Source organism: Corynebacterium sp. HMSC05D08 (assembly GCF_001807215.1).
GTDB classification, from domain to species: Bacteria; Actinomycetota; Actinomycetes; order Mycobacteriales; family Mycobacteriaceae; genus Corynebacterium; species Corynebacterium striatum.
Genome location: NZ_KV788340.1, coordinates 196,621 through 217,380, shown reverse-complemented (window position 1 = coordinate 217,380; position 20,760 = coordinate 196,621). Strand labels below are relative to the sequence as shown.

Here is a 20,760-nt window from a genome sequence, read left to right as displayed (position 1 = left end):
TCGCGGCGTACGGCGACGGAGTTGATCTCTTCGTCTCCGCCTGCGGAGACAGTGGAACCCTTCTGTGGATTCGCGGCGTCAGTTCGAGGCCGGCATTTTCGGCAGAGTGCTCGACTGGCTTGGCCACGACTGCAGCGTTAGCTGGAACTGCCAGGGGAGAACCCCGGTAGCTGCGGCTACGCGCAGTGCAAGGACGCGGCGGCGAAGAGGGAAACGGTCAGCGTGAATCACGGTTGTGCGCTCCTTTGAAGAAAGTTGGAGAGAAGGCATGAGAAAAGCAGGCCGCGCAATGGCCTATAGTGGGCTCAAAGCGCCTCGAGATACCTTTGCTACTCAAGATGAGCGGGGCAGAAAATTAACGCAACGGTGAGGGAAGTTTTAAGTTAAATTCCGGTTAATCGGTCGATTGCTAGGTAATGTGCTCCGCGCCCAGCGCTGCGCGCTAAACTTGGCGCCTATGACTGATACCTCCGTTGCTTTTGAGCCCATCCATGCCTCTGATATTCAAATGGCGCAGGCGCGAATTAGCTCGGAAATTGCGCCCACCCCGCTGCAGTACTGCCCGCGTCTTTCCCTTGAGACCGGCTACGAGGTCTATCTCAAGCGCGAGGACCTGCAAGACGTGCGCTCCTACAAGATCCGCGGTGCGCTCTTTGGTATCTCCAACTTGTCGGAGGAACAGCGCTCCCACGGCATAGTGACCGCCTCTGCCGGCAACCACGCGCAGGGCGTGGCCTTTGCCTGCCGCTCCATGGGAATCCAGGGCAAGATTTTCGTCCCAGAGCCAACGCCGAAGCAGAAGCGCGACCGCATCATGGTCCACGGTGGGGACATGGTGGAGCTGGTGGTCACCGGCGCCAACTTTGACGAGGCGGCAGCTGCCGCGCATGCCGACGCCGCCGCCCGCGGCGCCATCTTCATCGAGCCCTTTGACGCCCGCGACACCATCACCGGCCAAGGCACCGTGGCCGCAGAGGTCCTCTCGCAGCTGTCCGCCCAAGGCAAGTCCCTCGATACCATCGTCGTTCCTGTTGGTGGCGGCGGGCTCATCTCCGGCATTACCTCTTACCTCGCGGACATGGCACCGCGGACGGCGATCGTGGGGATTGAGCCGGCGGGCGCGGCGTCGCTAAGCGCGGCGTTTGATACAGGTGAACCCGTGACCTTGAAAACCGTCGATCCCTTCGTCGATGGTGCCGCAGTCAAGCGCATCGGAGCGCTGCCTTTCCAAATACTGGAGGCAAACCAGGGGCGCCTGCACTGGGATATCGCTTCCGAGGGCCTGGTGTGCACGGAACAGCTGGGGCTCTACCAGAACGAAGGAATCATCGCCGAGCCTGCGGGCGCCTTGTCCGTGGCGGGTTTGCGCGAGCTGAAGCTGGCTCCGGGCAGTGTGGTCGTGTGCGTTATCTCGGGCGGCAACAACGACGTCCTGCGCTACGCGGAAATCATGGAGCGCTCCCTGGTCCACCGTGGTCTGAAGCACTACTTCCTGGTCAACTTCCCGCAGGAACCGGGCCAGCTGCGTCACTTCCTGCAGGACATCCTGGGGCCAGATGATGACATCACGCTCTTCGAATACTTAAAGCGCAATAACCGTGAGACGGGTGCAGCGCTGGTGGGCTTGGAGCTTGGACGCGCCTCGGACATCGAGGGCTTGCTGCAGCGCATGGCCGATTCCAAGATTAACGTGCAGCAGCTCAAGCCGGGCACCCCGGAGTATGACTTCCTCGTGGCTTAGGTACGCTAATTAGCTGTGCTGACTAGCTATGAGCGCCCCGCGCTGGGGCAGGTGGAAAACGAGATTGAGATTAAGCGTTCGCGCTTCATCACGCTTGTGGACCGCGTGACGAATGAGGAGGAAGCACGCGCGTTTATCGACGCCGCGCGGGAGCGCTTTCCGGACGCCCGTCACCATTGCTCGGCGTATATCTACCACGTGGATGGGGCGAACCCCGTGGAGCGCTCCTCCGATGATGGCGAGCCCTCCGGAACCGCCGGAAAGCCCATACTCGATGTGCTCAAAGGCTCCGGGATGCTGGACCTGTGCGCGGTCGTGGTGCGCTACTTCGGCGGCGTCAAGCTGGGCGCGGGCGGCTTGGTCCATGCTTATGGCGGCTCCGTGAGCGAGGCGATCGAGCTTGTCTCACGGAGTACGCGTGCTCTGCGCGAGCTCTACACGGTGGAGTTTTCTCATGCCGATGCCGGGCGATTGGAGGCGGAGCTGCGCAACCGCGGATACGACATCACTGATACCGCCTATGGGGCAGCGGTGGTCTACACGCTCGCCATTGAGCCGGGCGGCAAAGAAGACCTGGATGCCACGATTGCGGCGCTGACACAAGGCGTGGGTCAGGCAAAGGAAGCCGGTACCGCGTGGGTGGAGCTGGCTAGCTGATGCTGCGCTAGAATAGCCGCTATGACTATGCAGCGACGCCCTAACAATCCGATCGAGCTTAAGAAGCAACAGGTACGCAAGTACTCCCGCAATGCGGTGGTTTCCGTGGTGGGCGGTGTTGCTGGTGGCGTGCTGCTCGGCTGGGCGCTGACGGGCTTTTGGACCTGGATGACCTTGGGCCTCATCGTCGCTGTGGTCGGCGGTGTCTACAACTGGACCAAGGTCCAAAAGATCGTCAACGAGAACAACAACCGTTAAGCGCGGTTTTCCTTTAGCCATGCCCCTCCAACCTGACTCCAAACCTGTCCGCATTGATGCGTGGGTGTGGTCTGTCCGCATGGCCAAAACTCGTTCGGAGGCCGCAGACGCAGTCAAGGCCGGGCACGTCAAACTCAACGGGAACGCCACCAAGCCCTCGCAGCAGGTGGTTCCGGGGGATCGCGTGCGAATCTGGCGCAACCACCACGAGCACGACCTCGAGGTTCTTGCAACCGTGTCGAAGCGCGTGGGTGCTCCCATCGCGCGCACCTGCTACGTCGATCACGCGCCGCCGCCACCGCCTAAAGAGTTCATGCCTTCGGTTCCGGTGCGCGAGCGCGGCTCCGGACGACCCACCAAGAAGGAACGCCGCGAGATGGATAAGTTCCGCGGCGGCTTCCGCTAGTCCTGCTTTGCCGTATGCGCGCGGTAGTTTTGTAGCGCCTTGAAGCGGCCAGCTAGGCGGCGCTTGCGATCGTTGCGGTCGCCGACGTCGGCAGTGGCGTCGATGTGTTGCCTGCCGAACTTGTTGAGCAGTAGGTCGTCGATAAGGCGCACGTGGCCCGGGCGGAACCTGTAGCGCATGGCGTCGTGGACGAACGCAATGTCGCCTGCGTTGAGCAGCGCCTTGAGCTGGCTCATCGTGGTAATGCCGTTGAGCTCGAGAATCTCCAACAGGAAGCGGTAATGCTCGGAGCGCGAACGCGGAAAGCGGCCGCCTACCAACACTGCCAGAACGCCGGGGAGGGTCTCTGGGCTAAGCTCCACGTCCTCACTGGTATCCGTGGAAGGATCCTTGAGAGCAGCGATCTCGTCGAACTGCTGGTCTGCGAGCTCGATGAGACCCGCCGCCAGAGTAAACAAACGGTCCACCTGCGCCGAAGGCGCGGACGTGCCCTGCTTGTAACGGATATCGTGCTCAAACTCAGCCCACGCGTGCTGCAGTACGGTGCGGATCTGGACCTCGAAAGTCCAGCCCTCGTAGGCCGCGAGCTCCTCGATAGCGTTAGTCACGCGCAGCACCAAGTGGTGGGAACCGTAGCCAAAGCCGCCGGAGATGCGGGTCTCTGCCGCCTTGTCTACTGAGCGGACCACGGTGAAAGAATCACCGAGCACCTCCAGCGCCTGCGGAATCGCGGTGGAGTGGAAGACCGTCACACGCACGCCGAGGATATCGTGAATATCGTCCCAGGGATTGGGGTAGTAGGCCTCGCCGTTAGCGTGGCGCTTCTTGGCTTTGGCTTTCAGCGAAGGCCAGCGCTTCACGCGGGTAGAGACGCGGTCGAAGATGACGCCGGCGTCGTTAAGCAAGTCCTCGATGGCGTCGTTGAACTCGTCCGCGGCCTGGGGATGCTGCCGGACCCAATCGTGGTACTGGTTGCTCAACTTAGAGATGGTGGATTCGCTCACCCTCGCCGGCCTCCTGACGCCTCTTGATACGGGCCCGCGGCCAGACGGTAGCGCGGGCATAATGTTCCTCTACACTTCGAGAGGAAATCCATTAGCCCATACTAGTGGCTGCGGTGACAATACCGCGCCGCGCAACCGCCTTTGCTCAGACAGCTTCTGGGACCAGTAACGCGCTCGCTCGATTGGTGCATCGTTGAGCGCGATGACGGTGCGGCGATCCGGGACGAGGTAGGTAATCTTCTGCGCGCGGATGAGACGCCGCAGATGCTGGTCCAGGATGGCGAAGGTCTGTGGGTGCGCCAACCACGAGCTCGTTGGTGCGCCCAAGGCCTCGACCTGGACTCCTTCGGTGCAACCAGGCAGCAGCTCCGTGGCGCGGCGGGTGCGAAACTCGAGTCCTTGGTCCGTTAGCGCCCGGCGTTGTAGGTTCGCCGCTGCAAGGTCCCATGCCTGCCGTGTGGACAGACTGAGCTCACCAAGGGTGCGATGCGATACCCAGGCCAATGGGCCGCTTGACGACGCCGCGCCCGTAGGGTCCGTCGAATACTCATCGCAGTGCAGGAATAACATCGATAGCTCCCGCGAAAGCTGCACCCCTGCGGGCGTATCGCCGAATCCTTGGTCCGTGAGAGTAACGCCGTTGAAGTCCCTGCGCCGTGCAAGAGCAGGCAACAGTCCGGCAAGAGTGATCGCCTCAAAATCGGGACCAGAATCCAAGTTCGGGAACTTGGGATGAAAGTGGCGGTGTTGGTGGGAGAGTGGTGCGGTGATTGTAGTGGTCATGGCGAGAACATTCCTTGAGAGCAAATCTTGGTGAGAGTCTGCCTTTGTTGGACTGTGCTCGCCCGCAAATGGTTCCCTAAACCGGCGGAATTATTTAAATCCCCGCGCAAGAAGGCCTAGAAGGGCGGCTGGGCGTCGAGCTGCAGCTCTTCAAGAAGCTTGGAAGCAGGCCACAGCTGGATTTCCTGGCCTTTCTCGATGAGCTCCTCCGCACGCTTTTCTTTGGAGGTCTTCGTGGCCCATTCGCCCAACACCAAGATGGTGGTCTTCTTCGTGACGTTCTTGCCCACCTGACCGCCACGTTCGGCGATGCCGCGCCACAGCAAGCCCTTGTCGAAGGGCTCGAACTCACCGGTCAAGGTAACGTTCTGGCCAAACAGCGCGCCTTCGGGATCGGCATCAAGATTCGGTTCTGGGATGGTATCCGGAGTAGCCACGGACTGCCACGGGGCGGGACCGCGGTTGGTCTTCTTTGCAGACGAGCTCTTTTTGCTGGACGTGCCTGCGCGCCGGGTGTTGTCGCGGAAGTCTGTTCCGGCTCCGAGGTCAGCCGCAGAAGTTGGCGCAGTGTGTGCACGCAGCACCGGGATGATCGCCGTGGAATCTAGCTTGCCCAGCGTGAATTCGCGGCCACGGAACAGCTCGTGGATGGAGCCGGTGTGCCCGAAACGGCGAGCCAAGTCCACGACGATGACGCCAGCAGCGCGCGCATCCGCGGTGGCCTCGTGGTGCTGGAAATCCTCCGCGCCGCAGAATGATGCCACCGTGGGCAGCTTGTGGTTAGCCACGTCGATCACGCCGGCCTTCGAGGCGTCACGAGCCAAAGCCAACGAACAAGCCAGAGTGATTTCCGGAATGGAGGCGCTGGCCTTGCGCAGGCCGCTGCGCAGTGCAGTCGAATCAAACTGCGCGTTGTGGGCCACGAGAACATCCTCGCCCAGGAACTCAAAAAGCTCCGCCGCGGCCGCAGCAAAAGGTTGGGCATCCGCGACATCTTCTGGCTTGATGCCATGGATGGAGATATTGATGTCGGCGAATTCTTCAAGCCCCGGCGGGGGAGTGCACAGCCAGGTGCGTGACTCCACTTCTTGGCCATCGCGGAAACGCACCGCACCGATCTGGCACACCGAGCCCCAGTCGTCGTTGGCCGTTTCCACGTCAACTGCCGTGAAGTTCAGCCCGGTGACCCCAGCACTGCCCGCGGGCGCCTCGCCCTTGAGCGCCGCCTCCACCGCTCGTGCAAAAGCAGCGGCATCCTGATTCGGTGCGAAGAGCACGCGCTTGTCGACGCCGTCTAACTCCACGTACCCAAAGCTCGTCGCCGATGGCTCGGCGACGGTCACACCGGTGACTTGGGCAAGCTCGATGCGCTCTTGCTTGGCATGCCCCAAGGAAGCCGCGAGCAATGAAGCAGAAAACACGAGCTCCTTAGTGGTGACATCGACATGGGTGCCGTGGGCGTGAAAAGACACGAACTACCTTTCCGAGGAAGCGGACAAATTCTTAAGCGTCGAAGACTGGTGGCTCTTCTTGGCGAAGGATCAGCGTCGAGCGCGGTTGAACTGTGATCGTACCCTCCGCATCAATGTAGGTTTCCTCCGCGGGGTATCCGCCGGAATCGGCAGTATCGACGATGAGACGCCAGCGTGCACCCAAGTCTTTGGTGGGCAGGGTGAACTCAATGCCACCGTGGTGGGCATTGAAGATCATGATGAAGGAATCATCGGTGATGCGCTCGCCGCGGGCAGTGGTCTCAGTAATCGCGTTGCCATTGAGGTAAACCATCAGCGCGCGGCCAAAATCATGATCCCAGTCATTCTGCGTCATGAGCTTGCCGGAAGGAACGAGCCAGGCGATGTCGCGATCCTGTACGTCCGAGCCCAGCGGGCCACCGGCCAAGAAGCGCTCACGGCGGAACACCGGGTGATTGCGGCGAATGTTGAGTACACGCTTGGTAAACCCAAGCATTGTGGCGCTCTTTTCCTCATCCAACAAGGACCAGTCCATCCAGGAGGTTTCATTGTCCTGGCAGTAGACGTTGTTGTTCCCGCCCTGGGTGCGGCCAAATTCGTCACCATGGCACAGCATCGGTGTGCCCTGGGACAGGAGCAACGTGGTTAGGAAGTTGCGTACTTGGCGCCGACGCAGTGCCTTGACTTCTTGGTCATCCGTGGGACCTTCAACGCCGTGGTTCCACGAACGGTTGTGGGACTCGCCGTCGCGGTTGTCCTCACCGTTAGCGGAGTTGTGCTTGTCGTTGTACGAGACTAAGTCACGCAGCGTAAAGCCATCGTGTGCGGTGATGAAGTTGATCGACGCGGTTGGGCGACGGCCGTTGTTGGCGTACAGGTCGGAAGAGCCGGTGATGCGGGACGCAAACTCACCCAGCGTGGCGGGCTCGCCACGCCAGAAGTCGCGGACCGTGTCGCGGTACTTGCCGTTCCATTCGCTCCAGATCGGTGGGAAGTTGCCCACTTGGTAGCCATTATGTCCCACATCCCACGGCTCAGCGATGAGTTTGACCTGGCTGACCACGGGATCTTGCTGTACCAAGTCGAAGAAGGTGGCGAGCTTGTCGACGTCGTCAAGCTCACGCGCCAGCGTCGACGCCAAGTCGAAGCGGAAACCGTCGACGTGCATCTCCGTGACCCAGTAGCGCAGGGAGTCCATGATGAGCTGCAGGGAGTGAGGGTGGCGCACGTTCAAGGAGTTACCCGTGCCGGTGTAGTCCATGTAGTGGCGCTTGTTGTCATCCACCAAGCGGTAATAAGCGTGGTTATCGATGCCGCGGAAAGCAATTGTTGGGCCCAAGTGGTTTCCTTCGGCGGTGTGGTTATACACCACGTCGAGGATGACCTCGATGCCTTCCTCGTGGAATGCGCGGACCATGGCCTTGAACTCGGCGACCGCCTCGCCTGGCTTCTTGGCATGGGCGTAGTCCAGGTGCGGTGCGAAGAAACCGAAGGTGTTGTAGCCCCAGTAGTTGCGCAGGCCGAGATTGCGCAGGCGGTCATCCTGCAGGAACTGGTGCACCGGCATCAACTCCACTGCGGTAACGCCGAGTTCTTTGAAGTAGTTGATGATGGCTGGGTGCGCCATACCTGCGTAGGTACCGCGGAGATCTTCTGGTACGTCCGGGTGGGTCATCGTCATGCCCTTGACATGGGTTTCGTAGATGACCGTTTCATTGTCTGGAGTGCGCGGACGACGGTCACCCGCCCAATCGAAGAATGGATTGATGACTACGGAAAGCATGGTGTGGCCGAGGGAGTCTTCCTCGTTGCGGCCAGTGCCTGGTTCTTCGGCATGGATGTCGTAGGAGTAGAGGGAAGCATCACCGTCGAAGTCGCCATCGAAAGCGCGCGCATAAGGATCCACAAGGAGTTTGTTGGGGTCGCACCGCAGGCCATTGTCTGGATCATATGGACCGTAGACGCGGTAGCCATAACGCTGGCCGGGTCCGACGTTTGGCAAATATGCGTGCCAGACGTGAGCATTGACTTCGGTTAGCTCAACGCGTTCTTCGGAGCCATCGCGATCAATGAGGCACAATTCAATCCGCTCTGCGATTTCAGAGAAGATAGCGAAGTTGGTGCCAGAGCCGTCAAAGGTTGAACCCAGTGGGGCAGCTTTACCGGGCCATGCTTGAGTCGGGGAAATTGCATCAGCCGTGGTGTCAGCGTTGGACGAGGCTTCAACCGGGGAAACAGAGGTTTCAGTCATGCATTAGAGCTTAATGAATCAAGCGGACACGGTCGTGGCGTGAACGGATGTAGCGGCAAACCCGCAGGAAAAGCGGGCAAGGGGAGCAAAGTAGAGGCTTAAATGGGGGCGCGGAGGCCTTTGACGATGATTTCCACGCCCCGCCGAATGTCTGGGACATGGTCGATTGTTTGACCTTCGCCTGCGGTGGCCAACAACTGTTGTTGGGATTGCTCCATCTGCGTAGCTCCTAGCACCAAATGCGCGATTGCTAAGGCTGCGGCATGAATGCTGTCATCTGAAACCGTTTGGTCGCTGATCGAATCAAACGATGCCGACAGCTTGTTGATGAGGGCGTCCCACGCGTGAGAATCGGGGAAAGCCAAACCCGCACTTGCTACTTCCGCACCGTCCCTCCAGCTAATCAGGGTGGCATGCAGGTTCATGGCAAAATCAACTGGGTTGGAACCCTCGACTGGGGAGAGGATCTCCTCTGCCATTCCAGCGATGAGGGCTTGTTTGTTGGCAACGTGCCAATACAGCGCACCGGGGGCAACGCCCAACGTGGTGGAAACTCGGCGCATCGTTACGTCTGCAAGCCCATAAGAATTGAGGAGCTCAAGGGCTGTGGACAAAATGCGGTCTCGGTGTAGTTGCACGGCATCATCTTACCTACTTGAAACTTGGGTTTTGGTTATTCCAGATAGATAGTGCTTGTGCCGACGTCGAATCTAGGGTTGGCCCGCAAGGTTGATAGGGCGTGAAATGCGGGGTGATTATTGGAGGTAACTCGACGAACTGGGTGATGGGGCTAACATTTGACAGTGAATCTCCAAGAAGCGGCAAAGTTTCACAGACTTCTTTAAGGTTGCCGCCATGTAATATTCACCGTCGGCTTGTTAGTATTGGCCAGAACAGAAACTTGCTTGGACACTTGAACACAAGGTCTATCATCACGTCGTGTTGAGGCACGTTGTGATGAATCGAGCAAAGCCGTATATCTCAGGAGCCCAACCCTTGTCTTTTCTAACCCCTGCGAAGAAGTCCCTCGTTGCCGTAGCAATGGTGCTGCCTATGGCACTGGTAGCGTGTGGAAGCGACGATGAATCGAACAACGCTCAGTCTGGCGATAAGAAAACATCCGCAGCCCCATCCGCAAAATCCAAATCTTCCGAGAGTGCAGACAAGTCGGCTGCGTCAAGCAAGGACGCTAAGGCTAGCGATGAGAAGGATGCAAACAAGGAAAAGAAAGGCGCGGACGCCGCTGCTGCTCCAGAGACCTTGGTGAACCCTTTTGAAGGCGGCGCTAACCCACTCGAGAACGCTGCTCCGGTACCACCGGTTCAGGGCGAGCCAGCAAGCCAGGCTGATGTCGATGGCATTAACCAGCTGGTCCGTGGTTTGTACGAAACCACCACGATGCGTCAGTTCTTTAAGTACATGCCGGATCACACCTGCTCTGCAGTGCTGAATGCTCAGGGAGCTGAGATGGCCAACATGGACTACAACCAGATTCCGGACGTTCCAATGAACGACTTGAAGAACATGCTCGCTGCTTCTGGCCAGGATACAAGCCAGCTCAATGGCTTCGATTGGAATGCTGTTGGTGTGGAATCCATTAACGATGTTGTGGTCAATGGCGATGACGCCTCTGCAACGGTGAACGTCAAGACTAACCAGGGCGTGGACAGCTCTACCATGCGCTTCCGTCGCGAGGGTGGTAACTGGACTTTCTGCGGCGAGGTTTAAGTTTTAAAGCTAAGTATCGAAGTCCTTTAGAAAAAGGGGGAGTGCTCCGGCACTTCCTCTTTTGGTTTTCATGTCTCGCGTCTACAGTCAGGCCTCGTCACGTATGGTGTCCCATCCTCAGATTTCAATCCCGCGCCCTTTCGGTTTTGGTGCGGGGCTGCTAGCTCTAATTCTCGTCGTCTACTCCGCGGTTGGGGCTCTGTGGGGTCTGTGGCGCCCCACATTGTCTGGGCGTCGAGTTGAAGGCGGCGGTTATGCAATCGAGAACGTCGCGGACGTGCAGTTCTCATCATTTATCGTATACGTGCTGCTCGTAGGGTTTCTGGGGCTTGTCTTTGGCATGATTTCTTATATGCGGGGCGAAGCATACCGTGGGGTTGGGCAGCTACTATGGGTGGGCATCTCCTGTTTGGCGGGTGCCGCTGCACTCTATGTGGTGGGTGGTGTCACGGCACAGGCTGCGCCGGAAAATCCTGGGGAGTTAGTCGAGTTTGTTCCCAAGTTCGCGCCGGGGGTGGCCTGGATAGTTTCGCCGTTTATGGCTGTCTTTGCCTATTGGTCGGCGGTGTTCGTGGACGTTCCAACGTCAGCCGGGTCCGGGAAGGCCGCTTCGGTGGAAAGCTGATTTCGGGGTCAATTATTTAAGAGCGTAGGGTCGGAAGTTCCTGCTGCTATTCTGCGCTTTTGGGTTTTGACAGCCTTTTGCAGAATGAGACACTTGCCAAGACAGGTAAGTACGCAAGCGTGGAATAAAACCTAGTTCGAATCCCCGTATTCGTGCATGCCGGGGCCCTCGTGGGGCCCTAGCTTACGTTTTAAGGCCATTCGACAGGAGAATTGCCCACCGACTCCCGCGAAATGTCATCGATTCCGTGCAAGATGTGCTTGATGCCTCGTCCCAAGGTGGTGAGCATCTGCGCGTCGCTCATTCCGCCACCGGTCATGACCGCGTAGTCCAAGCGGACCTGCAAGCCATCGGAGTTTGAGTGGCAAAATGCCGCCGCCGAGTGGTTGGTGCGATTCCAATCATTGCAGGTCAGGAATATGCGGGTGAAGTCTTCGCCGCGGAAATTCGGATCCCAGTGGCCTTTGATAATGAAACTCGGCCCCACGTCGACTACGAATGCGAACAAAACGTCGTTAATCCACGCGTAGATGGACTGCGAAGAATCGGTTTGAAAGCGGTTTATCCCGAGCTTGCGCAGAATCTCCTCAATTCGTTCCACGTCGACCGGACGAACCGTATCTGATTCCTCGTCCGTATGGTCCATCTCTAACGACGTAATCGACAGTGAGGGTGGTGCCTGCCGGAGGGAAGGGAAGGCGTCGCCAAGCGCTTCTAAAAACAGCTCCGAATTACGCAACGCCGGGGTCAAGGTAGCCTCTAGCTGTTCGGTGGTGGGGGAGTCTTGGACCACCAAGAACGTGTGGCCCCACACTGTCACTGCGGTGGGGTCGTCATAGTCGAGCACTATGCGTGGGGAAATGCAGTCATGGTTCCAGTCGTTGGCGAATTCGCCTGCTGCGGAGACCTCCGCGAAGCTCAGGTGGCCGCTCGGTGTCGTATAAAACCGCAACACCGGTTCGCCCTCCGGATCCATGCATACACGGGTCTCTCCCAGTACTGAATGGGGGAAAATGAGTAACTCATCGCTGACGTGAATGCAATGGATGCCGTTGGTTGCCGCAATGCGTGCAACGCTCATGAGCAACAGCTCGCCCGGAGAAGGGCTCAGTTCGGCTTCCGGATCGAATTCGTCCATGCGCGAGCCCTGCCTTCCTTAATCTACGTACCGATGATGCGTGGATATGGTGCTGCTTAATTCTATTACCTAAACATGGCCCCGCGCTGCGAATTTGGCGTTAGTATATTGGTTTGGCTATAGAAAAAGTCCAAGAAGTTGTGGCCTACAATGAGGCCACAGTGGTCCCCTAATTGGCCAGCGGAATCTAGAAAACCAACCGAAAAGGAAGATTCAAGCATGTTGCACACCATCGACCTCCGCGGAAAGCAGCTCACGGCATCCCAGTTGCGTCGTGTCCTTCCGCGCGGAGGTGCAGACGTTGCCGCCTATGTGGATAAGGTTGCTCCGATGGTCCATGCGGTCCGTGACGGTGGCGCTGGTGCCGCACTTGGCTTCGGCGAGCAATTCGACGGCGTGCGCCCCGCAACGGTGCGTGTGCCTGCTGAGGAATTGGCCAAGGCAGCAACGGAACTCGACGACAAGGTACGCGCAGCAATCGAAGAATCCATCAAGCGCGTTCGTAAGGTGCACGCCGAACAAAAGCCTAGCTCGCACACCACGACGCTTGCCCCAGGCGCCACGGTCACCGAGGTGTTCCAGCCCATCGAACGCGTGGGTCTATACGTGCCGGGCGGCAAGGCGGTGTACCCATCCTCTGTCATCATGAACACGGTTCCAGCCCAGGAGGCCGGTGCTTCCGCGCTGGTAGTGGCGTCGCCGCCGCAAAAGGAGTTCGGCGGTCTGCCGCACCCCACCGTTCTTGCAACCTGCCACATGCTCGGCGTTGACGAGGTGTGGGCCGTCGGGGGTGGCCAGGCTGTGGCACTTTTGGCCTACGGCGACGACGAACCCGAAACGGGCGAGGCTGTGTTGGAGCCGGTGGACATCATCACTGGTCCGGGCAACATCTTCGTCACGGCCGCCAAGCGCCTAGTGCGCGGCGTGGTGGGAACGGACGCCGAGGCAGGCCCCACGGAGATTGCCATCTTGGCGGATTCCACGGCGAACCCTATCTACGTGGCCTATGACCTTATTTCCCAGGCAGAACACGATCCGCTGGCGGCGAGCGTGCTCATTACGGATGACGCGGATTTCGCCGCGCTTGTCGACGCCGAGGTTGCCTCGCGTTTCGAGGTCACTCGCAACGCCGATCGTGTGCGGGAGGCTCTCGAAGGTGAGCAGTCCGGAATTATCTTGGTAGATGACCTCGAGGCCGGCATCGCCGTAGCGGATGCCTACGCCGCAGAGCACCTAGAAATCCACACCGCGAATGCCCGTGAGGTAGCCGAGCGCATCAAACACGCCGGCGCCATCTTTGTGGGTGATTACTCGCCGGTGCCGCTGGGCGACTACTCGGCGGGCTCTAACCACGTGTTGCCGACTTCCGGCACCGCGCGCTTTAGCGCGGGCCTGTCCACCCACACTTTCCTGCGCCCGGTCAACCTCATTGAGTATGACCGCGCTGCGCTGGAAGACATTTCCGCTAACGTCATTGCTTTTGCTGACGCCGAGGCGCTTCCCGCTCACGGCGAATCCATCGCAGCCCGTTTTAAGGAGAACTAGAACCATGGCTGAACTCAACGATCTTCCGCTGCGCGAAGAACTGCGCGGAAAGTCCGCCTACGGTGCTCCGCAGCTGCGGGTGGACAACCAGCTCAATACCAACGAGAACCCTTATCCACCGAGCGAGGCGCTGGTCAACGACTTGGTGCGCACCATTGAGAAGCAGGCGACGAGCCTCAACCGCTACCCAGAGCGTGACGCGGTAGAGCTGCGCACGGCGCTTGCTGAATACATCACCAAGCAGACCGGCGTGCGCGTGGGCGTGGAAAACCTGTGGGCCGCCAATGGCTCCAACGAGGTTTTGCAGCAACTGCTGCAGGCATTCGGCGGCCCAGGCCGCAAGGCATTGGGCTTTACCCCGAGCTACTCCATGCACCCCATCTTGTGTGCGGGCACCCAGACGGAGTTCATCGCGTGCCCCCGCGGTGAGGACTTCCGCATCGATAAGTCCGCTGCGCTCGCAGCCATCGCGGAGCACCAGCCTGATGTTGTCTTCGTGACCACGCCCAACAATCCCACCGGCGACGTCACCCCGATCGAGCTCGTGGAGAAGATCATCCAGGCCGCTCCCGGAATCGTGATCCTGGACGAGGCTTACATGGAATTCTCCGACTCGCCCTCGGCCATCACACTGCTGCAGAAGTACCCCACCAAGCTCGTGGTCTCCCGCACCATGTCCAAGGCCTTCGACTTCGCAGGTGGCCGCTTGGGCTATTTCGTGGCTGACCCAGCCTTCGTCGAGGCAGTCATGCTCGTGCGTCTTCCGTACCACCTGTCGGTTCTGTCGCAGGCGGCCGCCACCGTCGCTCTGCGCTATAGCGAGGACACGCTTGCCACAGTGGCCAAGCTGGCGGCTGAGCGTGACAGGGTCGTCGCCAAGCTGCAGGAGCTCGGTTACTTCGTCGTGCCCAGCGAGTCCAACTTCGTATTCTTCGGACACTTTGCAGACCAGCACACGGTGTGGGAGCAATTCTTGGAGCGTCAGGTGCTCATTCGCGACGTCGGCCAAACGGGCTTTCTGCGCACCACCATCGGCCTGCCGGAGGAAAACGATGCCTTCCTTGCCGCCGCAGAAGAGCTTGCCGGTAAAGTCTTAGGCGCTTCTACACCGGCTGAAAGCGAAGGAGACAGGTAATGGCAGATCGCATCGGTACCGCCGAACGCGTGACCTCAGAGTCCCGGATCCGAATCGAGATCAATCTCGATGGCTCCGGCAAATCAGACATCAGCACTGGGCTGCCGTTCTTTGACCACATGCTGGGTGCGTTTTGCACGCACGGCAGCTTCGACCTGAAAATTCACGCCCAAGGCGATATCGAGATCGACGCTCACCACACGGTCGAGGACACCGCGATTGTGCTGGGACGCGCTATTGCCGACGCCCTCGGTGACAAGGCCGGCATCCGCCGTTTCGGTTCCCAGTTGCTGCCGATGGACGAGACCCTCGTCGAGGCTGTCATCGACATCTCTGGCCGCCCATATTTTGTCATGAACGGCGAGCCGGAGAGCATGCAGTGGCAGGTCATCGGTGGCCACTACGCCACCGTGATTAACCGCCACTTCTTCGAGACCTTGGCTACCCATTCCGCGACCACGCTGCACCTCAACGTGCGCTACGGACGCGACCCCCACCACATCACCGAAGCGGAGTACAAGGCCGTGGCCCGCGCGCTGCGCCAGGCCGTGGAGTCTGACCCGCGCGTGAAGGGAATTCCTTCCACGAAGGGAGCGCTCTGATTTCTGGCAACATCATGATCCTGATCCTGTTCCTCGTGGCGGGCCTGCTCTTTGGCGGCGCGTGGTCGGCGTACCAGCAGGGTTCTAAGTTCTTTACGCTTGTCGCAGCTGTTCTCGGGGCGGTCTCCGCAGCGGCGGCTTTAGCGTGGATGTTTGGGGTGATGGGGCAGTGAGCCGCAAGACACAGGCGTCTGTGTGGTCGGTGCCTGGATACGCAGCAACGATGGTGGCTGTGGCGGCGGCCTTTAGCGCGTGGTCGATCCTCTTGCCGGTAGTTCCGCTCGCGGTTCTTGAATCCGGCGGCTCGGCCACCCTCGCCGGCGCGTCCACGGGTGCCTTCATGGCTACGACGGTCATGACCCAGATCGCGACCCCGCGAATGCTGCGCAGCTTTGGTTATCGTCCGGTGATGGCTGCGTCCGCACTCCTGCTTGGCGTGCCCGCCTTCGGCCACCTCCTCGGTAACGAGGCCTGGGTGGTGCTGCTTTTCTCCGCGCTGCGCGGAATTGGCTTCGGCGCGCTGACTGTGGCCGAAAACGCGCTCATTGCGGAGATCACCCCGCCCCGCCTGCTCGGCAAGGCCACCGGCATGATCGGCGTATTCATCGGCTTCTCGCAGATGCTGTTCCTGCCCGCTGGTATCGCCATGGGGCAGGCGTGGGGATTCGGTACCGTCTACATCACTGCTGGAATCATCGGCATCGTGGGCTTTCTCATGTGCTTGCGGGTGCCGCGGCTGAAGGCGGCGCGGCCAAGCGCGGCGCCGCAGCAATACGCGGTGGCGCCGATGTGGAAACTCGTCGCCGTGCCGGCGCTCGCGTTGACCACCTTCTCCATGAGCTACGGCGTGGTGTCCACGTTCATCGCTCCTGCCGCCCGTGAACTGGACCCGGTAAAGGGCGCGGCCGTCGGCGGACTCCTGCTGTCCGTCGTGGGTGCTGCGGCGATGGTGCTGCGCTACCTGGCGGGCGTGGTCGCTGATCGACTCGGCAGGCCCGGAACCCTCTATATTCCGGCGCAGGTCGCTGCGGCGCTGGGCGTGGGGCTTATCGCGCTGACGCTGGGACAGGGCTGGTCCCTGTGGCTGCTTGTGCTTGGCGCGGTGATTTATGGTGGTTCCTTCGGCATCGCGCAAAACGAGGCACTGCTGTCCATGTTTAACCGCGTGCCGCGCGAAAAGATTTCCGAGGCCTCCGCCGTGTGGAACATCTTCTACGACGCCGGCACCGGCCTAGGTTCCACCGTCTTGGGCGCCATCGTCGCAGGCTCCGGCTATAGCGGCGCCTTCGGGGTGGGCGCGGCGATTATCGCGGGCGGACTGCTGCTCACTGTCACAGATATGGTGCTGGGCAAGACCCGCGTGAGCGAAACTCACGATATCCAAACACGGTTGAGAAGGTTGCGTAAGGTATAGCCCATGACACGGAAGAATGTTGTTCTGCTGGACTACGGTGCAGGTAACCTGCGTTCCGCGCAGCGCGCGCTGGAGCACGCGGAGGCCGAGGTCACCGTGACTGCAGACCCAAAAGTTGCCGTGGAGGCAGACGGCCTCGTGGTGCCCGGAGTCGGCGCTTTCGCCGCCTGCATGGAAGGGCTGAAGAAGGCACAGGGTCCGCGCATCATCGGCCAGCGCCTGGCGGGCGGCCGGCCGGTACTAGGTATCTGCGTGGGAATGCAGGTGCTTTTCGACGCCGGTAACGAGCATGGTATTGAAACCGCCGGCTGTGGCGAGTGGCCAGGCCGAATCGAGAAGCTGCAGGCAGACGTGCTGCCGCACATGGGCTGGAACGTCGTGGAGATTCCGGAGGGCTCCCAGATGTTCGCCGGTATTGACCCGCACGAACGCTTCTACTTCGTGCATTCTTATGGCGCGCGTTCGTGGGAGCTGAGCACCGAAATTACCGAGCCGCCCAAGGTTGCCTGGGCCGAGCACGGGGGCGACCGCTTCGTGGCCGCAGCAGAAAACGGCGCGTTGTGGGCTACCCAGTTTCATCCGGAGAAGTCCGGGGAAGTAGGGGCCCGTTTGTTACGCAACTGGATGAACACGCTTTAAATAGGATTTGAAACTATGAGCTTTACTTTGTTGCCCGCTGTCGACGTCGTCGATGGCCAAGCCGTCCGCCTAGATAAGGGCGAAGCCGGAACCGAAAAGTCCTATGGCGCACCCCGCGAAGCTGCGGAGAAGTGGCAGGCGCAGGGCGCGGAGTGGCTGCACTTCGTGGACCTGGACGCAGCGTTTAACCGCGGCTCTAACTACGAGCTGATGGCCGAGATTACCTCCTCGCTCGATATTCAGGTCGAGCTCACCGGCGGCATTCGTGACGACGAGTCGCTGGCCCGCGCGCTGGCTACCGGCGCACGCCGCGTCAACATCGGTACTGCGGCGCTGGAGAATCCGGAGTGGATCGAAAAGGTGTTGGCAGAGCACGGCGACAAGATAGCCGTTGACCTCGCCGTGCGTTTGGAGGATGGCGAATGGCGTACCCGCGGCAACGGCTGGGTGTCCGACGGTGGCGACCTCTGGGAGGTGCTCGAGCGCCTCGACGCTGCGGGCTGCACGCGCTTTGTGGTCACTGACGTGTCCAAGGACGGCACGCTGGAAGGCCCTAACGTTCAGCTGCTGCGCGAGGTCGCCGCGGCTACCGACGCCAAGGTAACGGCGTCGGGCGGCATTTCTACCCTCGATGACCTCCGCGAGCTCGCACTTTATGAGAACGAGGGCATCGACTCCGCGATTATCGGCAAGGCGCTCTACGAGGGTCGGTTTAGCCTCGAGGAAGCCTTGGCCGCCGTGGCCGAGGTGGAACCGCTGCCGGAAGAGGACTACATTGACCCCATCGAGGAGCGCTAAGCCATGACCCAACCCCGTGAGCTGGTGGCCTTTGCCGAGGCGGCCGTTGACCAAGTAGAGGAGCTTTTCCGCTCCGGCTTAGGTGCGCCGCCTGCCCATTTTAAGGGCGAAGGCGACTTTGCCACCGAGGTAGACCTGCAGATTGAGCAACAACTGCGCTTGCACCTCACGCAGCTCACGGGCATTGAGGTCTATGGCGAGGAATCCACGAGCTTCGGCGGTGATGATGCGGCAGAGTTTGGTTCCACCATGTGGGTCGTCGACCCCATCGACGGTACGGCCAACTACTCCGCGGGCAATCCGCTGTGCGGCATCTTGGTCAGCCTCATCCACGAGGGCGCGCCCGTCGTGGCGGTCGCGGACTTCCCGCTGCTGGGGCGCCGACTCGTGGCGGCCGACGGCATGCAGCTGCGCTCCATCGGCGGCCCCGCTACCGGCTTCGACGAGGCCCGCGGCCACGTCGGCTGCTCCTCGCACTTGCCTACGGACATCTTCCACGAGATCCGCGAGACCGGCCTGCGCCCGCGCATGACCGGTTCTGTGGGCGTGGACTCCGCGTTTGTGGCCCAAGGAGTGTTTGACGGCGTGGTCAACTTCTCGCCGCACCCGTGGGACAACGCTGCGGGTGCCCTGCTCATCAAGGCAGCTGGTGGTATCGCCACCGATCCCGAAGGCAACGAGTGGACTCCGTCCTCCCGCGGCCTTGTGGCTGGCACCCCGCAGGTGCATGCCGCGCTCCTCGACATCGTGGCTCGCCACCGCTAGCTTAGCTTTCCAACCTTTATCTTTTAGGAGGACGCAATGGCGCTGGCCGTGCGTGTTATTCCTTGTCTTGACGTAGACAATGGCCGCGTCGTCAAAGGCGTGAACTTCGAGAACCTGCGTGATGCAGGCGACCCAGTCGAGCTTGCGGCTCGCTACGACGAGCTCGGAGCAGACGAGCTGACCTTCCTCGATGTCTCCGCGTCGAAGGATGGGCGCGGAACGATGATCGACGTCGTCAAGCGCACTGCGGATCAGGTCTTCATCCCGCTGACCGTGGGCGGCGGTGTGCGCTCCGTGGGCGACGTGCGCGAGCTCCTGCGCGCCGGGGCGGATAAGGTTTCCGTGAATTCTTCCGCGATTGCGCTCCCGGAGTTGCTCCGCGAGCTTGCCGACGTCTTCGGTTCCCAATGCATCGTCCTTTCCGTCGACGCCCGCCGGTGTGCTGAGCAGCCTTCCGGCTTCGAGGTCACTACGCACGGCGGCACGAAGTCGGCGGGCCTTGACGCTATCGAATGGGCTGTGCGCGGTGCGGAGCTGGGCGTGGGGGAGATCCTCCTCAACTCCATGGACGGCGACGGCACCAAAGCCGGCTTCGATATCGAGCTCATTGAAAAGGTGCGCGCGGCGGTGAACATCCCTGTGATTGCCTCCGGCGGGGCGGGCAAGGCGGAGCACTTCCCGCCGGCCGTAGCCGCGGGTGCCGACGCAGTACTGGCCGCCTCCATCTTCCACTTCGGTGAGGTCTCGATCGCGGAGGTCAAGGACGCGCTTGCCGAGGCCTCTTACGAGGTGCGCCAGTGAGCAACCCCGCAGACTACGAACTCGACCCTGCCATCGCGGCGCTCCTCAAGCGCAACGAGGCAGGTCTGGTGCCCGCCATCGCGCAATCCGAGCAGGGCGAGGTCCTCATGATGGCGTGGATGGATGACCACGCGCTGGCCCACACCCTGGCCACGCGTAAGGGCACGTATTATTCGCGCTCGCGCCAGTCCTACTGGATTAAGGGCGAGACTTCGGGGCATGCCCAACAGGTCCTCGGCGTCCGTCTGGATTGCGATGGCGACACCATCCTGATTACAGTTCGCCAAGAAGGCGCGGCTTGCCACACGGGGGACCGCACCTGCTTTGATTCTCGTGACCTTTTGGGAGGCGCTTTTTAGATGGCACGCCGTATCGGCCCGCTCCTTATCGCAGTTGGAGCAATCCTGTTGTGGCTTTCATCTCGCATGACCTGGGCCATCGCGTCAGTGGAGGACGATAAATCCGGCTTCAGCATCGTGGACATGATCGGCTCCTTCTGGTCGCTGGAGCTTATCGCGTTGACCTTGGTGCTCCTCGTGGGCGCTGTCGCGGGTGCTGCGCTGCGTCGTACAGCCCGCCGCGTGGTGGCTGCCGTATGCGCCGTCGCGGCCGCCGCCGTGGCATGGAACCCAGTGTCGTTGCTGACCTACGGCGCGGACGCCGCCCGCGCCCAGGAACTCCTGCGCGCCGGCTCCTCCGACGAAAATGCCGTCAACGGCGCACACATCTCGGACTGGGCTATCGTGATTGGCACCGAGGTCTCCAAGGTCGGGCCGGTCATCGCGATTATCGGCGCGGCAGTGGCCCTGTTTGGAGCGGTCCTCCTGGTGCGTAAGCCGGGCGTCGATAAGCCGCGCTCCACCAAGTACGAAACCCCCGCCGCCCGCCAGGAGATGATCGCCGAGGAACTGGAAACCACCACCGACTCCGGCCGCGTGATGTGGGACGCCCTCGACAATGACATTGATCCCACGGATGTAAAACGGGACTAGATTTTA

At 60.7% G+C, this 20,760-nt stretch carries 24 protein-coding genes; 17 read left to right on the top strand and 7 right to left on the bottom strand.

The genetic code is table 11. From position 1 onward, the window contains the following. Positions 1-78: 78 nt before the first annotated feature. A complete protein-coding gene (locus HMPREF3148_RS13710; protein ID WP_157801682.1) occupies positions 79-231 on the bottom strand; it encodes a hypothetical protein in 153 nt (50 codons plus the stop codon). A 226-nt stretch (positions 232-457) separates the two neighbouring features. Between HMPREF3148_RS13710 and ilvA the strand changes: the two genes are divergently transcribed. Genes ilvA through HMPREF3148_RS08615 form a run of 4 tightly spaced genes read left to right on the top strand, consistent with a single transcriptional unit; the run spans position 458 to position 3,062 of the window. Continuing rightward, a complete protein-coding gene (gene ilvA, locus HMPREF3148_RS08630; protein WP_049152186.1) occupies positions 458-1,741 on the top strand; it encodes a threonine ammonia-lyase IlvA in 1,284 nt (427 codons plus the stop codon). 15 nt (positions 1,742-1,756) lie between these two features. Next, the gene (locus tag HMPREF3148_RS08625) at positions 1,757-2,398 is read left to right on the top strand and encodes a YigZ family protein (protein ID WP_049152187.1); all 642 of its coding nucleotides are present in this window, start codon (positions 1,757-1,759) and stop codon (positions 2,396-2,398) included. Between the two features lie 21 nt (positions 2,399-2,419). Beyond that, positions 2,420-2,656: a hypothetical protein gene (locus tag HMPREF3148_RS08620; RefSeq protein ID WP_005528768.1), complete on the top strand. Its 237-nt coding sequence runs from the start codon at positions 2,420-2,422 to the stop codon at positions 2,654-2,656. A gap of 19 nt (positions 2,657-2,675) precedes the next feature. Next, a complete protein-coding gene (locus tag HMPREF3148_RS08615) occupies positions 2,676-3,062 on the top strand; it encodes an RNA-binding S4 domain-containing protein (protein ID WP_005528770.1) in 387 nt (128 codons plus the stop codon). On the opposite strand, the gene HMPREF3148_RS08610 is transcribed toward HMPREF3148_RS08615, so the two are convergent. From HMPREF3148_RS08610 to HMPREF3148_RS08590, 5 genes are all read right to left on the bottom strand, one after another. Continuing rightward, on the bottom strand, positions 3,059-4,066 hold the full coding sequence (locus HMPREF3148_RS08610) for a GTP pyrophosphokinase (protein ID WP_049152188.1): 1,008 nt from the start codon (positions 4,064-4,066) through the stop codon (positions 3,059-3,061). The genes HMPREF3148_RS08615 and HMPREF3148_RS08610 overlap by 4 nt on opposite strands. A gap of 69 nt (positions 4,067-4,135) precedes the next feature. Continuing rightward, positions 4,136-4,849 carry a hypothetical protein gene (locus HMPREF3148_RS08605; protein ID WP_005528774.1) on the bottom strand — a complete coding sequence of 238 codons (714 nt, stop codon included), beginning with the start codon at positions 4,847-4,849 and terminating at the stop codon, positions 4,136-4,138. A 116-nt stretch (positions 4,850-4,965) separates the two neighbouring features. Next, a complete protein-coding gene (locus HMPREF3148_RS08600) occupies positions 4,966-6,321 on the bottom strand; it encodes an exonuclease domain-containing protein (protein WP_049152190.1) in 1,356 nt (451 codons plus the stop codon). A 31-nt stretch (positions 6,322-6,352) separates the two neighbouring features. After that, complete coding sequence (gene glgX, locus HMPREF3148_RS08595; RefSeq protein ID WP_070509001.1) at positions 6,353-8,572, bottom strand: glycogen debranching protein GlgX; 2,220 nt, start codon at positions 8,570-8,572, stop codon at positions 6,353-6,355. A gap of 98 nt (positions 8,573-8,670) precedes the next feature. Next, the gene (locus tag HMPREF3148_RS08590; RefSeq protein WP_005528780.1) at positions 8,671-9,210 is read right to left on the bottom strand and encodes a TetR family transcriptional regulator; all 540 of its coding nucleotides are present in this window, start codon (positions 9,208-9,210) and stop codon (positions 8,671-8,673) included. A gap of 358 nt (positions 9,211-9,568) precedes the next feature. On the opposite strand from HMPREF3148_RS08590, the gene HMPREF3148_RS08585 reads away from it, so the two are divergent. Continuing rightward, the gene (locus HMPREF3148_RS08585; RefSeq protein ID WP_236081490.1) at positions 9,569-10,300 is read left to right on the top strand and encodes a hypothetical protein; all 732 of its coding nucleotides are present in this window, start codon (positions 9,569-9,571) and stop codon (positions 10,298-10,300) included. A gap of 70 nt (positions 10,301-10,370) precedes the next feature. Beyond that, a complete protein-coding gene (locus HMPREF3148_RS08580; protein ID WP_236081489.1) occupies positions 10,371-10,925 on the top strand; it encodes a hypothetical protein in 555 nt (184 codons plus the stop codon). 190 nt (positions 10,926-11,115) lie between these two features. On the opposite strand, the gene HMPREF3148_RS08575 is transcribed toward HMPREF3148_RS08580, so the two are convergent. Next, positions 11,116-12,063: a YbjN domain-containing protein gene (locus HMPREF3148_RS08575; protein ID WP_049152193.1), complete on the bottom strand. Its 948-nt coding sequence runs from the start codon at positions 12,061-12,063 to the stop codon at positions 11,116-11,118. Between the two features lie 219 nt (positions 12,064-12,282). Here HMPREF3148_RS08575 and hisD point away from each other — a divergent pair, with 219 nt between their 5' ends. The 11 genes from hisD to HMPREF3148_RS08525 are packed head-to-tail and all read left to right on the top strand — an operon-like array spanning position 12,283 to position 20,754. Continuing rightward, entirely contained in the window at positions 12,283-13,608 is a 1,326-nt protein-coding gene (gene hisD / locus HMPREF3148_RS08570) for a histidinol dehydrogenase (protein WP_049152194.1), read from the top strand. 4 nt (positions 13,609-13,612) lie between these two features. Next, positions 13,613-14,743, top strand: a complete 1,131-nt coding sequence (locus HMPREF3148_RS08565) for a histidinol-phosphate transaminase (protein ID WP_049152195.1) — start codon at positions 13,613-13,615, stop codon at positions 14,741-14,743. After that, entirely contained in the window at positions 14,743-15,345 is a 603-nt protein-coding gene (gene hisB / locus HMPREF3148_RS08560; RefSeq protein WP_049062411.1) for an imidazoleglycerol-phosphate dehydratase HisB, read from the top strand. Before HMPREF3148_RS08565 ends, hisB begins: the two co-directional genes overlap by 1 nt. Positions 15,346-15,359: 14 nt before the next feature. Next, a complete protein-coding gene (locus HMPREF3148_RS13705; protein ID WP_046645250.1) occupies positions 15,360-15,518 on the top strand; it encodes a hypothetical protein in 159 nt (52 codons plus the stop codon). Continuing rightward, positions 15,515-16,759, top strand: coding sequence for an MFS transporter (locus HMPREF3148_RS08555; RefSeq protein ID WP_053085014.1), 1,245 nt, complete (start codon positions 15,515-15,517; stop codon positions 16,757-16,759). The genes HMPREF3148_RS13705 and HMPREF3148_RS08555 overlap by 4 nt, the downstream gene beginning before the upstream one ends. Positions 16,760-16,762: 3 nt before the next feature. Continuing rightward, entirely contained in the window at positions 16,763-17,398 is a 636-nt protein-coding gene (gene hisH, locus HMPREF3148_RS13875) for an imidazole glycerol phosphate synthase subunit HisH (RefSeq protein WP_070508999.1), read from the top strand. 15 nt (positions 17,399-17,413) lie between these two features. After that, positions 17,414-18,196, top strand: coding sequence for a bifunctional 1-(5-phosphoribosyl)-5-((5-phosphoribosylamino)methylideneamino)imidazole-4-carboxamide isomerase/phosphoribosylanthranilate isomerase PriA (gene priA / locus HMPREF3148_RS13870; protein WP_049152197.1), 783 nt, complete (start codon positions 17,414-17,416; stop codon positions 18,194-18,196). A 3-nt stretch (positions 18,197-18,199) separates the two neighbouring features. Continuing rightward, a complete protein-coding gene (locus tag HMPREF3148_RS08540) occupies positions 18,200-18,961 on the top strand; it encodes an inositol monophosphatase family protein (protein WP_005528804.1) in 762 nt (253 codons plus the stop codon). A 36-nt stretch (positions 18,962-18,997) separates the two neighbouring features. Next, entirely contained in the window at positions 18,998-19,762 is a 765-nt protein-coding gene (gene hisF, locus HMPREF3148_RS08535; RefSeq protein ID WP_049152198.1) for an imidazole glycerol phosphate synthase subunit HisF, read from the top strand. After that, complete coding sequence (hisI, locus tag HMPREF3148_RS08530) at positions 19,759-20,121, top strand: phosphoribosyl-AMP cyclohydrolase (RefSeq protein ID WP_005528809.1); 363 nt, start codon at positions 19,759-19,761, stop codon at positions 20,119-20,121. The genes hisF and hisI overlap by 4 nt, the downstream gene beginning before the upstream one ends. After that, positions 20,122-20,754 (top strand): TIGR02234 family membrane protein, encoded by a 633-nt coding sequence (locus tag HMPREF3148_RS08525; protein WP_005528810.1) that lies wholly within the window; start codon positions 20,122-20,124, stop codon positions 20,752-20,754. The last annotated feature ends 6 nt before the right edge of the window (positions 20,755-20,760 follow it).